At 59.4% G+C, this 13,761-nt stretch carries 11 protein-coding genes; 5 read left to right on the top strand and 6 right to left on the bottom strand.

The window, feature by feature from the left end:
- Positions 1 to 1,107: a glycosyltransferase family 2 protein gene (locus P6U24_RS07710; RefSeq protein WP_407158546.1), complete on the top strand. Its 1,107-nt coding sequence runs from the start codon at positions 1 to 3 to the stop codon at positions 1,105 to 1,107.
- On the opposite strand, the gene P6U24_RS07715 is transcribed toward P6U24_RS07710, so the two are convergent.
- Complete coding sequence (locus tag P6U24_RS07715; RefSeq protein ID WP_407158547.1) at positions 1,088 to 2,023, bottom strand: glycoside hydrolase family 26 protein; 936 nt, start codon at positions 2,021 to 2,023, stop codon at positions 1,088 to 1,090. The two genes, P6U24_RS07710 and P6U24_RS07715, sit on opposite strands and share 20 nt — an antisense overlap.
- Positions 2,024 to 2,193: 170 nt before the next feature.
- Here P6U24_RS07715 and P6U24_RS07720 point away from each other — a divergent pair, with 170 nt between their 5' ends.
- From P6U24_RS07720 to P6U24_RS07730, 3 genes are all read left to right on the top strand, one after another.
- Positions 2,194 to 3,678 (top strand): GumC family protein, encoded by a 1,485-nt coding sequence (locus P6U24_RS07720; RefSeq protein WP_407158548.1) that lies wholly within the window; start codon positions 2,194 to 2,196, stop codon positions 3,676 to 3,678.
- A gap of 31 nt (positions 3,679 to 3,709) precedes the next feature.
- A complete protein-coding gene (locus P6U24_RS07725; protein ID WP_407158549.1) occupies positions 3,710 to 4,981 on the top strand; it encodes a hypothetical protein in 1,272 nt (423 codons plus the stop codon).
- A 64-nt stretch (positions 4,982 to 5,045) separates the two neighbouring features.
- Positions 5,046 to 6,455: a hypothetical protein gene (locus tag P6U24_RS07730; protein WP_407158550.1), complete on the top strand. Its 1,410-nt coding sequence runs from the start codon at positions 5,046 to 5,048 to the stop codon at positions 6,453 to 6,455.
- Between the two features lie 3 nt (positions 6,456 to 6,458).
- On the opposite strand, the gene P6U24_RS07735 is transcribed toward P6U24_RS07730, so the two are convergent.
- Positions 6,459 to 7,700: a hypothetical protein gene (locus P6U24_RS07735; RefSeq protein WP_407158551.1), complete on the bottom strand. Its 1,242-nt coding sequence runs from the start codon at positions 7,698 to 7,700 to the stop codon at positions 6,459 to 6,461.
- A gap of 285 nt (positions 7,701 to 7,985) precedes the next feature.
- Here P6U24_RS07735 and P6U24_RS07740 point away from each other — a divergent pair, with 285 nt between their 5' ends.
- Positions 7,986 to 9,269, top strand: a complete 1,284-nt coding sequence (locus P6U24_RS07740) for an SDR family oxidoreductase (protein WP_407158552.1) — start codon at positions 7,986 to 7,988, stop codon at positions 9,267 to 9,269.
- A gap of 239 nt (positions 9,270 to 9,508) precedes the next feature.
- On the opposite strand, the gene P6U24_RS07745 is transcribed toward P6U24_RS07740, so the two are convergent.
- The 4 genes from P6U24_RS07745 to P6U24_RS07760 all read right to left on the bottom strand — a co-directional run bounded on the left by P6U24_RS07745 (position 9,509) and on the right by P6U24_RS07760 (position 13,699).
- Positions 9,509 to 10,534, bottom strand: a complete 1,026-nt coding sequence (locus P6U24_RS07745; protein WP_407158553.1) for an alpha/beta fold hydrolase — start codon at positions 10,532 to 10,534, stop codon at positions 9,509 to 9,511.
- Between the two features lie 580 nt (positions 10,535 to 11,114).
- Positions 11,115 to 11,900, bottom strand: coding sequence for an ABC transporter ATP-binding protein (locus P6U24_RS07750; protein ID WP_407158554.1), 786 nt, complete (start codon positions 11,898 to 11,900; stop codon positions 11,115 to 11,117).
- Positions 11,897 to 12,673 (bottom strand): ABC transporter permease, encoded by a 777-nt coding sequence (locus P6U24_RS07755; protein ID WP_407158555.1) that lies wholly within the window; start codon positions 12,671 to 12,673, stop codon positions 11,897 to 11,899. Before P6U24_RS07755 ends, P6U24_RS07750 begins: the two co-directional genes overlap by 4 nt.
- Before the next feature lie 81 nt (positions 12,674 to 12,754).
- Positions 12,755 to 13,699 carry an ABC transporter substrate-binding protein gene (locus P6U24_RS07760; RefSeq protein ID WP_407158556.1) on the bottom strand — a complete coding sequence of 315 codons (945 nt, stop codon included), beginning with the start codon at positions 13,697 to 13,699 and terminating at the stop codon, positions 12,755 to 12,757.
- Positions 13,700 to 13,761 lie beyond the last annotated feature (62 nt).

Here is a 13,761-nt window from a genome sequence, read left to right on the forward strand (position 1 = left end):
TTGCTGATCAGCATTGTGCCCCGTGGCGCCCCCGTCAAAGCACGAGCAGCTCTCGTGCTCGCAATGTCGTTCAACTCGGATCATGCTATGACCCCTGAACCGTCCGTCACGATAATTGTTCCAACATTGAATGAAGAGAAGTGCATTCGGTCTGCCATCACATCGCTGGTGCCGGAGGATGGAAATCTGGATTATGAGATGATCGTGCTCGACGGCGGCAGTACCGATCACACGGCATTGATCGTCGAGGAGATGTCCAAGCTCAATTCGCGAATCCGGCTTGAGATGAACCCGGCGCGCTATCAATCGGCCGCCGTCAATCGTGGCGCGAGATTAGCCAAGCCGGAATCGGAAATTATCATCCGTGCCGACGCTCATGCTGAGTACCCGCCCGGCTTTGTCGCAGGCCTGGTGCGAGAGCTGAGAGAGCGGAACGCTGCATCGGTCGTCGTACCCATGCGCACTCACGGAAAGAGCTTTTTGCAGCGTGGGATAGCAGCTGCGCAGAACAGCCGCTTAGGTAATGGCGGTGCTTTACATCGAACCGGAAATTGCTCGCGATATGTAGAGCATGGTCATCATGCCGCTTTCGTACGCAGGACGTTTCTGGCCATCGGTGGATATGATGAGAGCTTCACGCATAATGAGGATGCAGAGCTCGACCTCCGGCTGAGCAAGTCAGGTGCAAAAATCTGGCTCTGCGCGGAATTGGCGATCAGTTATTTTCCACGCAGCTCGCTCAGCGCGCTTGCCCGGCAGTATTTCAACCACGGCGCCGGGCGCGCAAGGACAATGCTCAAGCATCGCCATCCACCAAAAGTTAGGCAATTGCTGCCCTTGGCAGCGCTTGGAATGAACGTGCTCAGTCTGGCGTCGGGACTTGGTCTTGGGTGGCTGTTTTTTCTGCCAAGCCTAGCTTACGCGGGCGCGTGCCTGTCCGGCGGATTGTATCTGGCAATGTCACGGCGCGATCCCGCCGGATGTGCCGCCGGTCCCGCCGCCATCATCATGCATCAAAGTTGGGCGACAGGCTTCATCTATCGCGCGTTGCGAGTTTCCATTTCCAGGAGCTTTCGCATCCTCGTGTCTAACGAGGCGCTCCGCTAGGCGAGCGTGGGGCGGAGGCCGGTGCTCCGAAAGAATGGACATAGGCCGCCGCCGCGTCAGGATATTGACCATCGCTGAGCTTGCCGGGAAAGGCGTCGTTGGAATTCCAAACGCTCTGGTAGAGCACATTGTGTTCTGAGAACCATCGCGCGGCCTTTTCGATATAGGGACCTGCTGTGTCGGAATTGATCCCCCATTCCGGATAAGCCGTTGGCTTTTTGTGTGCCGACGCAAAATCCTCGAGCCATTTCAGACCGTATGGGCTGTTCACCATTTCATCCCACGCCTTGACGGGATCGGTCGGGTTCCATTCGGTGTTGTAGTAGAAGTCCATGCCGATAACGTCGACGTCATCATCGCCGGGATAGGCGTCGGCCGGATTCATGCGCGTCTCACGGACATTGACGTTCCATTCGAAGCGAAAGCGGCCCGATACCGAGCGGAAAGCCTCGACAAAGCGTCGATATGCCCTGACAAAATCCTGCTCGTGCCCCGCTGCGGACCACGGCATCCAGTTTCCGTTGAGTTCCTCTCCGGTCCGCACGTAGATCGCCTCATCCGACTGGCGCGTTTGCGCCAGCATCCTGGCTGCCTGCGTGTAGTAGTCGTCGTAAGCGCCGTTAGCGGCATCCGCCAGAGAGCCGCCATCCGCAAACAGGGGAATGGTCCAGCAGATCGGCTTGTTGAGCGGTGACCAGAGATCGATCGACCATCTGATACTGTCGATCCAGTCCGTCCAATTCGCGCGTCCTGTGTGGGCCGTAATCTGGTCCACCGGCCGCCCCAGCCATTGCTCGAATTGCCGCAATTCGGACGTACTGTTCCCGACGTAAGCGCCGAGAGCGGGAGTGCCAGCGGAACAGGAGACGCTGAAACAGAAATACACGAGAGCGGCGATCGAGGTGCGGGGAAGCATGGCAATCTCCAACTTGCGAGCGAACTTGCTTGTGCTGCATTCCGGATCACAAAGTTCTCGCAGTGGCGAAAAGTTCTCGCGGTGGCGAATAAATTTGGAACAAAGGCGTGATTTCGCACTTGCCACACGCCGAGTGCGTGCCTGCCGAACCCTGCTAACCCGAGACGTTCATGCCGTTCAGCGTCATCACCAAGATTGTGTGGGCAAGAAGGCTCACTTTCCTCACTGTCTTCACATTCATGGTCGCCGCCGCAATTGCGTTCACGCTGGTGGTTACGCCGGTCTTCCAGTCGGAAGCCCTGCTGATGACCACCCTCGACCGGGCGCAGCGGCAGCAGACTCAGTTTCCTGATACGCTTCGGTATCAGCTGAACTCGCAGATCTATATCGTCAACAGCGAGGACGTGCTTCGACAGGCGATCAACGAATTCGGACCGAAACGACTGTTTCCCGACCAGGAGGAGCCGGTTCAATGGCGGCTGTTGGATGTCTTGCCCGCCAGACTCCTGTCTCCGCGAGTTTTGGAGACCATTTCGAGAATCGCGGCGTCGATCCGATCCAAAAGTCCGGATGACGAGCATTCCGACGCCGATCGCGCGCTGTTGAAAGTCAAGAAGCGGCTCGCAGTCACGCTCGAAAAGGATTCGCAAATCCTGGCCCTGACGTTCAGGCATGAAGATCCGAAGATCGCCGAGCAGTTTCTTGGACTTGTGGTGCGAGATTTTCTCCAGCGCCAAGCCGATCTCAGCGGCAATGCTGAAGCACCCGCCTTTTTCCGCCGGCAGGCGGCGCGCTATCGCGACGAGTATAAGCAGGCGTCTGCCGAGCTCAGCGAATTTGCAAGAAAGCATTCGACCTACTCAGTGAGTCAGGAAATCGAGCTGGCGCTCACCAGGCGGGACAATGCGCTGGCGGCTCTCGCGAAAACGCGCGGTTCGATCGCAGAGAAGGAAGCGCAGGCCGCGACGTTCCAGAACACGTTGACACAGCTCCGCCGTCGAATTTCCCTTCCCGGCGAAATAACGGGACCGAAGCAAAACCTTCCCGCGGGCAGCAGTGATGGGTTGACGGAGTCCAACAAGGTCCCGGCGAACGAGTCGCCGTTGTTGCTGGTACGCGTGTTCCAGGAGACTGCCCAATCGCTTGTAAACCTCAATTCAGAGATTGTGGGCCTGCGATCGCTCGAAAAGGCGCAGACCGATTCAGTTGCCGACGTCGAGCGAAAGCTGGGCGAACTCTCTTCGATCGCGGCGGAATTCAGCCGCCTCAAAGATCAGGTCGACCAGGCTTCCAAGCTCATGGAGGCCCATGCGGGCCACGCCGCAGATGCCCAGATGAACGCCGATTGGGACGCCAGCGAAAAGCTCTCGAACGTCAAGGTCGCCCAATCCGCCACGGCTCCCACAGAGCCGGTGTTTCCTCCCAAGCCGCTTTTCATCGCCCTGGGAGCCGTGATCGGCCTGGTCAGTGGATCGGCCGTTTGCGTCATGCTTGAAGCATGGAGCGCGCGCCGACGGCGGGCGCGTGAGCGCCGACAACTCCCTGTGGGTGACGAGCGTCTCAACGATCGTCGGGCTCCCGAGCCGGACGACTGGGCTGCGGCTCACGGAATGGCGGCCGACTATCGCCTCCGCCGCCAAGGACCTCTCGCGTGAGGCTTGCAGACGCCGCAAGGAAAGCACCTTCATGGCCGACGCTCCTGTAGCAAGAGCCATTGCTCTCCCGACCGCGCAATCGGGCTTCGCGGTCTGCGTTCTCACGCTCCTATGTGCTGTCTTTCTCCAGAAGATCGCGCTGCCTGGCACAGGCGGCTTATATCCGTTGAACCTCTTGGTCTTTCCCGCAGTGACCCTTGCCGCCTTCCTCGGCGGCGTGCTTGAGGTCCATACGAGGGCATTCGTCTGGTATGCACTTGTCGTTTGCTTGGGCACCTTAAGCACGGCATTGTCTCCGAGCCCCCACATCTCCGTGTTGTCGCTCGGGTTTTTCGTGGTCGCGCAGGGGCCGCTGGCGTTCCGCGGTGCCTCGGAGATTTCCAGCCATCGCGTGATGAAGCTTGTGTCGACTGTCGGCTGCGTCACCGCAGTTATCGGAGTCTTGCAGTTCATCGGCCAATTTATCGTTGGAGCCGACGTTGCATTTTTTCTGGACAAGCATCTTCCGGAAAACGTGACCGTCGCTGGATATAACTCGCTCATCCCCCTCTACTGGTCGTCGCCGATCTTCAAGAGCAATGGTGTCGTCTTCCTTGAGCCGTCGTTCTTCTGCCAGTTTCTCGCCATTGCATTTGTTGCGGAACTGGTGGTCGGAGCCACGGGGGTCCGTCTGATCTTGCTCTCTGCTGGCCTGCTGTGCAGCTATTCAGGTACCGGACTGACCATGCTGGCGCTGTTCCTGCCATTCTACTTCCTGCATCACGGGCACATCCGACTTTTTCTGTTCGCAGCGCTGCTTTGCCTCGTTCTGATCAGCCTCGGTGACACCCTTTCGCTCGACGCATTCACGCGACGCTTGAGCGAATTCTCGGACGTTCAGTCGAGCGGATGGGCGCGGTTTTTTTCCATGTTCAGCGTGCTCCAGAAGGTCGTGTTTGCCAACGATCTGACGTTTTTTCTTGGACGAGGGCCAGGTACTGTACAGGAGCAGTTTCGGCTGTTTTCATTCAACGCGTTCGATCCGACCTGGGGCAAGGTCATTTATGAGTATGGCCTGTTCGGTTCGCTGGCTTATTTCAGGTTCCTCTATGTGGCCGCCTGCAGGGGGCCGAAAGGGTTACGGTTCGCCGTCGGATATACCTACCTGTTTCTAGGTGGATATTTGCTCAATCCGTCCATCTTGATGCTCCTCGCCGGCCTCCTGGTCTGGCCCGGCAAGACATCCTTCGCATCAGAGCGGAGCCGCGGCACTGCGATGGAGGAGACCGGCCGGAGCCCCGTGCCGGCTCTGGGGACGAGATGACGGGCAGGACGACGCAAATGGCCGGCAGATACGAAGCTCTCATACCGCGCGAGGCGGAGGCGCTGTGTCTCAGCAAGGATTGAAGCCGCCTGGAGCTCTCAAGCAACAACCGAACAACACGGTCGGGTCCCGGTTGCGTCGGGTCTCTGACAGCTCTCTCATTCTCTTCACGCTGAAGGGACTCAACTCCGCACTCACGGCCATATCCAATTTCGTTCTCGCGTACGTGTTGGTCCGAACGATCGGCTTGAACTCCTATGCGGTGATCGCGAGCCTGCTGGCAGTGGCGGCGCTTGTCGTGCAGAGCGACCTTGGGATTACGGGGCTGACATTCTTCAAACTTCGCTCTCACTATCTCGCTGACACCGGCCAACATGGAGCAAGCCGCGACGACCAGGACCTGGTGACGACCATCGTGACGCTGTACCTCGGAATTGGTGTGCTTGCGGTCGCAGTTCTCGGACTCGCGCTCGCCGCGGGTGTCGTTCAGGTGGCCCCGCATCGGCTCGCCTATCTGCTGATCTTTGCCGGCGCTGTTTGCGCACTGCCACGCATGGCCCTTCGGGTAGCGATCAACGCCAGAGATGGATTTGTATGGACAGAGACGATCGATGTCGGCAGGCGCATGGCGCTCTTGACGGTGACCGCGGCAATGCTCCTCGGTCTTCCGTTTGTCCATTATAGCGCGATCAGCCTGGCGATTTGGATGGTATCGATCGCGGCATTGATATGGCTCGCCCGGCTCTATGGCTTCGCACGGCGACGAGGGGCGCTGCTCAATGGCCTGCGCTTGCTCAGGAACGAAAGCCGCGGAGTAGGAGCAACCGTTCTACTCTCGTTGGCCGACTTCGTGATCGGCGTCTTTCCATATTATCTGCTAGCGGTAGTCGGTGATGCAGAGGCTATCGTCGCATTCGACATGTTCTACAAGGTGACGCGCTTCGCGGTGTTGAGCTACCTTATCGGTGCCGAGACCGTCCTGCCGCAACAAACCCGCGCCGTGCATCATGAAGATGCCACCGGATTGATCCGCGCGACCGCCAAAGGCGTCATGGTCGGATTGTTACCGATGGTGTCCGGCGTTCTCGCCATCGCTCTGTTCGGCCAAAAGATCTTTGGCGTCATTCTGAACCACAATGATCTCGTCTCGCCGGTGATGCGCATGGCGATCTGTGCCATGTTCGCGTTCATGCTTGTGCAGACGACATGCCAAATCGTATTGATCGGCGTCGGGAAGTTCGAGGAGCTCGCTCGCCGTTCAGGTCTGACGCTTGCTGGCATGGTACTGATCAGCACATTGATGGTGCTGTTTCATTGGACCATCGACACCTTCATTATCGGTTATGTGATCGTGTATGGTGCGGGGTCGCTGCTCTACGCAGAATGCTTGTATGCGTTGGCGCGTTCGCTGCGGAGCAGTGGCGCGCACAAGGATGGCCGGGAGAAGCTGCAAGTCGGGGCGGGTGAGATTTGACCTCTAGGTACGGAGGCTGCGCAAGCTCTCGCGGGCGATGCGCCGGAGCGGGCCCCCGGGACGTTTCATACGCCGCATCAAGCTGCTGCTGCTTTGGTGGCGCAGCAGCTCCATAAGACGCAGAGGTTCATGGAGCAGAGGGTAGCGGTTGCGGGCAAGGGCGCCAAATGCTCGGAGAGCGGTATGGTGCGAGGGGCCAGTCACCGCGCGCCGGACCTGGTTTCGAACATCACGTTTCTTGTCTGTCCACCAGCTCAAGACCTGCAACTGCTTTTCGCGAAGGGAAGACTTGTCTGCAAGCGCACGCTCGGCGTAGCAGCGAGCCGCCCGCCAGCTCCTGAATGATGGGATCGGGTGTGGCCCAAACAGATAGGTGAAATAGTCGAGTGAGGCTCTGGTCTCGACAATTGGTATGCATCCGAGCTCGAGGCTCTCATAGAGCCGCCACGTCTCGAGGATGGCATTGCCCATGGGGCACGGTGAGAAGATCGTATTGTCTAGGACGCTGTCGAATTCAGGTTTGCTCAGTTTTTTGCCGCCGCCCGCGTAAATGGACGCGGTGCTGGTCATGAAGTTCGGCTGCAATCCTGCGAAAGCGTCGGCCATGTCGGCCCGAGACGCTTTGATCTCCCCTGTAAAGGACCAAACATACGGACGCTCCGTGATGGGACGTACGGCCTGACCGGTTCTCGTGCCGTTGGAATAGCCTTCCGGTATCGTCCATATGCCCTCGTGTTGCGTCAGGCCTGTTGCAAAATTCCGAATGACGGCATCGAAATGGCGATACAGCGCATAACCGCCCGAAAACCACTCGTCGCTGGTATGCAGCAGGACGAGGCGGCGGCACCTCGCCCGGCATTCATGGAAATAGTCTTCGTATGCCGGAAGTGGCTGCCAGTTACTGCTGACGACGTGAATGCAATCGTCATCGTAGCAGGTTAGATCGAGGTCCGTACACTCTTCCTCGACCACATCGCTCAAGATGTCGCGCACCCAGTCGACTTCCAGAAGATTGTCCGCATGCCAGATCAGCTTCATATGGAATGGCCCCTCCGGAGACTCAGTTGCTGGCACATCGCGACAATGGCGCTTCTGATCAATAGCAGGTCGAGCAAAGCCGCCGAAGGTTGCGTCGGCAGGAAGCTGAGCTAGACGTCTTGCATCTGCAGAGCCTTGAGCTTCGCAATTTGTCCTGGCGTTAGTCGCGTTGTGCGCCGCAATCTGGGAACGTTTCGCGGTGATCATTGTTCCCGCAATCCATTTCGGCTCGTTCGCGAGAATCGCGGTGGTTCTCATCGAGCGCGGGGACACCGGCCGTAAGGATGAGAAGCCTCGCACTGAAACCGAGCAGCGCAGGGGCAGCGTGGTTATCGAAGGCGATGCGGGTGCCTGATGCAACCGCATCCGAAACGGCTCGCGCTACCGGATTGGCTTCGAAGCGCGACACATCAACAAATCCGTCTCGGTTTTGGAACAGCAGCCACGACCGCCTTGTTTCGTGAGAGGGCAGGTCCGGTGGTTGGAAGGGAGATGAAGGTCCTGCTCGTCGGTGCGTCCGGCTTGATCGGCTCGGCAGTCGCGGCTGCTTTGGCTCGGGAAGGCCACGTCATCCTCGGAGTCGCACGGCAGTCGCGACCGGGGGGACCGGTCGCGCAATGGCTGAAATTGGACGTCGCGAGCGCCCGGCGACCTGAAGACTGGTCATGCCACCTGAAAGATATTGATGCGGTGATCAATTGCGCCGGGGTGCTGCAGGACAATGCGCGGGAGAATACACACGGCGTGCACTCGTCCGGCGCGGGAGCATTGTTCGAAGCTTGCGAACGTGGAGGCGTCCGCCGCATCATCCATCTATCCGCCATCGGGGTCGACCGGGCCCAACCGTCATCTTTCTCTGCCACAAAGTACCTTGGCGACCAGCAGCTGATCACGAAAGACTTGGATTGGGTGATTCTGAGACCCTCGGTCGTCCTGGGTCGTCCGGCCTATGGTGCCAGCGCCCTCATTCGCGGGCTCGCCAGCCTGCCGCTACTACCCTTGATGCCCGGCACGCAGCCGCTCCAGATTGTTCAACTCTCCGATCTGGTGGCTACCATCTTGTTCTTTCTCGGCCGGGAGTCGCCCTCGCATCTCGCACTCGAGATTGTCGGTCCGGAGCGGCTCACGATGGGAGAAATCATTGCGAAATATCGAGTGTGGTACGGTTGGGACCTGCCGCGGAGCTTCGTCATTCCGTCGACAGTCGCCAAATGTCTGTACGCAATCGGCGACATGGCGGGGTTGCTAGGCTGGCGCCCTCCAGTACGGAGCAATGCTGCTCGAGAGATTGCCCGGGGCGCCATCGGCGATCCGGAACCATGGATATCGATCACGGGCATTCGTCCTTTGTCCCTCGACGAGGCCCTGGCGCGCGAACCAGCGACTGTTCAAGAGAAGTGGTTCGCGCGATTATATCTCCTCAAGGCAATCATCTTTCCCGTTCTGGCCGCGTTCTGGCTCGTAACCGGGGTAATCTCGCTCACGCTCGGCTATGCGGCTGGTGTCGATCTCATGCGCAGTACGGGCGCCGGGGTCTTATCGGGCCCAGCCGTTATCGCCGGAGCACTCGCCGACAGCATCATTGGCCTATGTATCGCCTGGCGACCTCTCACGCGCCCCGGGCTATACGCCGCGCTTGGGCTGTCAGTCTTCTACGCCATTGCAGGCACTCTGCTGCATCCTGATCTCTGGATCGAGCCGCTTGGACCCCTCCTGAAGATCATCCCGATCTTGATGCTGCATCTGGTGGCCCTCGCAATTCTCGAGGAAAGATGACGCTCTATTTCGCTTTGAAAGCCGATCGCGCTCGACCAGGTCTATAAAATTGGACCGGCTGCGTCCGTTCGTACCTCCTCCAACGGCAGCTCGCGCGTAAACTGATCCTTGTACGAGCCGATCTCCCGCGCAAACGGCCCGTATGGCGAGGCGTCGGTCGTTTTTCAAGCTCGAAGCCGGCAAAGCGGTCAGTCTGCCAGGTTCGCTTGAGTCGATTGCTGTCCTAATGCTCTTGAGGCTCAACTGCCGATGCTCATCCAGTGCACGACACGCGGCCATACGTCTCGGTGGGCGCGCCGGCCGACGAGCGGGCCCACGTGCTGCAGTCCGACTCCGGTTTCGGGCGTGTATGAAATTACGGTTGGGCTTCTGAGCGGCTCCAAGGCCGATTGGAACGGAACCACACGACTGCTATGGTCCACGATCGCTGCGACATGAACGTCGGCAAGGGACTCCACGCGAACATCACGGCCGAGCAGATGAAGCTCGTTACGCGCGAACAGGTCGCGACGGTAGAGCAGATCGATCACTCCCTCGAGCAACGGAGCAGAGGGGGCAAATTCGTCCAACGTCCAGCGAATGACCCGGGTGTGGATAGAGAGCGCTTCCTCGTCCAGAAGGCTGGAGAATGCGTCAATCCAGCGTCCGAACGCAAACTCGTCCGGAGCCGCACTGACGCTCGCCAGATCGAGAAGACTTCCCGGAACATGCCGATCTGTTCCTAGCGGAGTGCCGGGGTATATCGTCACCGGTCGTAGCGCTCCGATCTGCTCCCCAAAACGCAGAGGCGCTTCGATCAGGAGCAGCTTTTGTACCTGACCGGGATTGAGCGCGGCGGTGATCGCTGCGAGTGTTCCACCAAGCGAATGGCCGAGCACGATCGGCGGACGCCCGTGCTCCATCGCGATCTTGTCCAGAGCCGTGGCTATCGAGGTGATCGTCGTCGCAAGATCTCCATTCGCGCCGTCACGCCACTCGCTCAAATAAACCGAAAAGCCAGCGTCTGCGAGCCGCGCGACGACGCTTACCTGGGGCAGTAAATCGAATATGTACGCCCGTTTTATCGGGGCGGGTACAATTAAGACCGGACCGGTCGTCCCATTGTCTTGGTCGTAGCGGCGCAAGCGGAATTCCGAGGTGTCTAATACGGCATGCCACGGTCGCTCCAGCGGCGCCAAGCCCGCTGTTTTGTCCAGTAGCAATCCGACCGTCCGTCGGAGGACATCGCTCACGCTGAAGATCTGAAACAACGGATGATTCTCCACCAATCCTCCATCGAAATGAGACAGACGCAATGTCGCGGACCATGTATGCATCCGGTACGTGCTCGACGATCAGCGAGGCCGAACAGGCGCAGGGACTATGCGCGCCTATGTCAGCGCCTGCACTCAGCAGTGCTTGCGCGAGTTCGCAAGCACGCCAGCTATTCGTCGCGATCAAGCGAGACGACGTGCTTGGCCGACCAATGTCCAGAGGCAGGAAAGTAGATCAGCCTCGAAGCGGCAAGGACCGTCAACTCTCCGAAATTGGCCAGCCAGCATCACCCACGCCACTGCTCGTCGCATTCAGTCCTTCGAGACGATCTAGTAGAACGGTTTGGCCGTGGGGGTGTTCCCGGTACGGTCACCTGGTCAAGTTTGATGATTGATCCATCATCCCCCCTGCCTGGCCATGACCGGCGGCCGGTCTCGTTGTTGCCCTCAATGAGCTGCGCCAGTGGCGAGAACGACCGGACCAACGTTCGATCGATGCTCGACTGAATCGAAAGAGCTGCAGGCATGCTCCGCACCTTCGTTGCGGTGGATCGCATCAAGGTCGGCCTGAGCGTTGCAACATCAGGGACGCTCAAGCGTCAGCGGCCGTCTTCAACGCCTCGGTGCGGATCTCTTCAACGAGCCGTTCCTTCAGCGCGACGAACTCAGGCGTGGTCTTCACTTTGTAGGAGCGCGGATGCGGCAGGTCGACGGTGATCTCCGCCTTGATGCGGCCCGGACGCGCGCTCATGACGATGACGCGGCTGCCAAGAAAAATCGCTTCCTCGATATCGTGGGTGACAAACAGCACCGTTTTCTGGTCGCGTTCCCAGATGCCGAGCAGCATCTCCTGCATCAGCGCGCGGGTCTGATTGTCCAGTGCGCCGAATGGCTCGTCGAGCAGCAGGATCTTTGGATCGTTGGCCAGCGCGCGCGCAATCGCCGTGCGTTGCTGCATGCCACCGGAAAGTTGCTTTGGCCAATGATTTTCAAATCCGGTCAGCCCGACCTGATGGATGAACGCGTCCGCGATCTTGTGCCGTTTGGCTTGCGGGATCCCGCGCTCGCGCAGACCGAACGCAATGTTCTCGCGCACGGTCAACCATGGAAACAGCGTGTAGGACTGGAACACCATGCCGCGCTCCGCACCAGGACCGGTGACCTCGCGGCCGTCGAGCAGGACCCGGCCGCTGCTCGGTCGGTCGAGCCCGGCGATGATGCGCAGCAGGGTCGATTTCCCACACCCCGAGGGCCCGAGAATGGTGACAAAATCGTTATCGCCGATCGTAAGACTGGCCGGCTCGAGCGCCTTGGTCGGTGCGTGACCGGCGCGAGCAGGGAAGGTGCGGGACACCTGATCGATCTTCAGCGCCGTCATGCCAGCTTCCATGGAAACAGCCAGGCGTTGAAGGCCTTGAACAGGAAGTCCGAGACGAGGCCGATCAGGCCGATGACGATGATGCCGAAGATGATCTGGCCGGTGTTGAGCAGCGCCTGGCTGTCGGTGATCATGTGGCCGATGCCGGAGGATGATCCGATCAGCTCCGCCACGATGACGTATGTCCATGCCCATCCGAGGACGAGACGAAGAATCTCTGCAACGTCGGGGGCAGAGGAGGGCAGCAGCACACGGCGGATGATGCCGCCATCTCCGGCTCCGAGCGTATACGCGGCCTCGACCAGGTCGCGTCTCGTGCCGCCAACGGTCACTGCGACCATCAGAATGATTTGGAAGACCGCGCCGATGAAGATGACCAGAAGCTTCTGCAATTCGCCGATGCCTGCCCACAGGATCAGAAGCGGAATGAAGGCGGACGCCGGCAGGTAACGGGCGAAGGAGACAAACGGCTCGAGCAAGGCTTCGATCGGCTTGTAGGCGCCCATCAGCACGCCAAGGGGGACCGCAACAAGGGCTGCCAGCAGGAAGCCGCCAACGACCCGCCAGATCGTCATGCCGATGTCGAACAGGAAGCCGTGGCTCACGAGCAGATCAAACCCTTCCTGCAGCATCGTCAATGGATTGGCGAGAAAGGTCTTCGACACATGGCCGCCGAAGGTCGCCCAGGCCCACAGGGCAACGAACAGCACGAAGAACGCGAAGCCATAGGCTGCGCGCTGCTTCGACGTCACGGGATCAAGGGGGCGTAACACAGGAGGTTCCAAGACGTTTGTCGATCATGCCGCGCCTTTGCTTAGCATTGCGCGAAGCAAAGGCGCGGGTTGCGTGGCAAGCTACTTGATAAAGCTCGCGTCGAAGAGATTTTCGACTTTCGGAGCTTCCTTGATGATGCCGATCTCGAGCAAGAGTTCGGCGGCGTCCTTGTTGAAGGCGAGGAAGTCGCCCGCGAAGAACTTTTCGTTTGCCGCCTTGTCCTGCCAGCGCAGATACTTGGCTGAATTGCCGAACTGCTCGCCGGACTGCTTCACGTCCGCACCCATGATCTCATACGCCTTCGCCTGATCTTTCGCGATCATCTCGAGCGCCTGGAAATAGCTGTCGGCGAGCGCCTGGGCGGCTTTCGGATTTCCGCTCAGGAATTCCGGCGTGCAGCCGAAAGTGTCCATGACCATAGGGTAGTCGAGCGTGGTGGCGATGATCTTGCCCTTGTCCGGTGCCGCACGCACCGTCGAGAGGTAGGGCTCATACGTCATCGCGGCGTCGTTCTGGCCGGAGACGAAGGCTTGCGCAGCCGCGGCCGGCTCCAGGTTCACGACATTGACGTCCTTGACGGAGAGCCCATTCTTCTTGAGCATCCAGGCGAGCGCGAAATAGGGCGAGGTGCCGGGCGCGGACGCGGCGACTGTCTTGCCTTTCAAGTCCTTGATCGAGGCGATCTCGTTGCGCACGGCCATGCCGTCGGCGCCATAGCTCTTATCGAGCTGGAAGATCTGCTTGGTGGCGACGCCGTTCGCGTTCCAGGAGATCCAGGTTTCGACCGTCGTCGCCGCGCACTGGATGGCACCGGAAGCGATGGCCAGATGCCGGTCCTTCTGCGGGATCTTGTTCAGCGTCACGTCCAGGCCGTTCTTTTTGAAGATGCCCGCCTCCTTTGCGAGGGTCAGCGGCGCAAAGCCGGTCCATCCCGAGATGCCGATGCCGACTTTCACATCGTCCGCAAGGGCCGGGGCCGAGAGCATGACAGCAACAATTGTCGCGGATAGTTTCGAAATACGCATGATGACGTTCCTTTGCCGATCTATCGATTAGGCTTGAGTGGTTTGTTCGCTTTGCTGTCGTC

Origin of the sequence: Bradyrhizobium sp. STM 3557 (assembly GCF_045571465.1) — a bacterium.
In the GTDB taxonomy this organism is placed as follows: Bacteria; Pseudomonadota; Alphaproteobacteria; order Rhizobiales; family Xanthobacteraceae; genus Bradyrhizobium.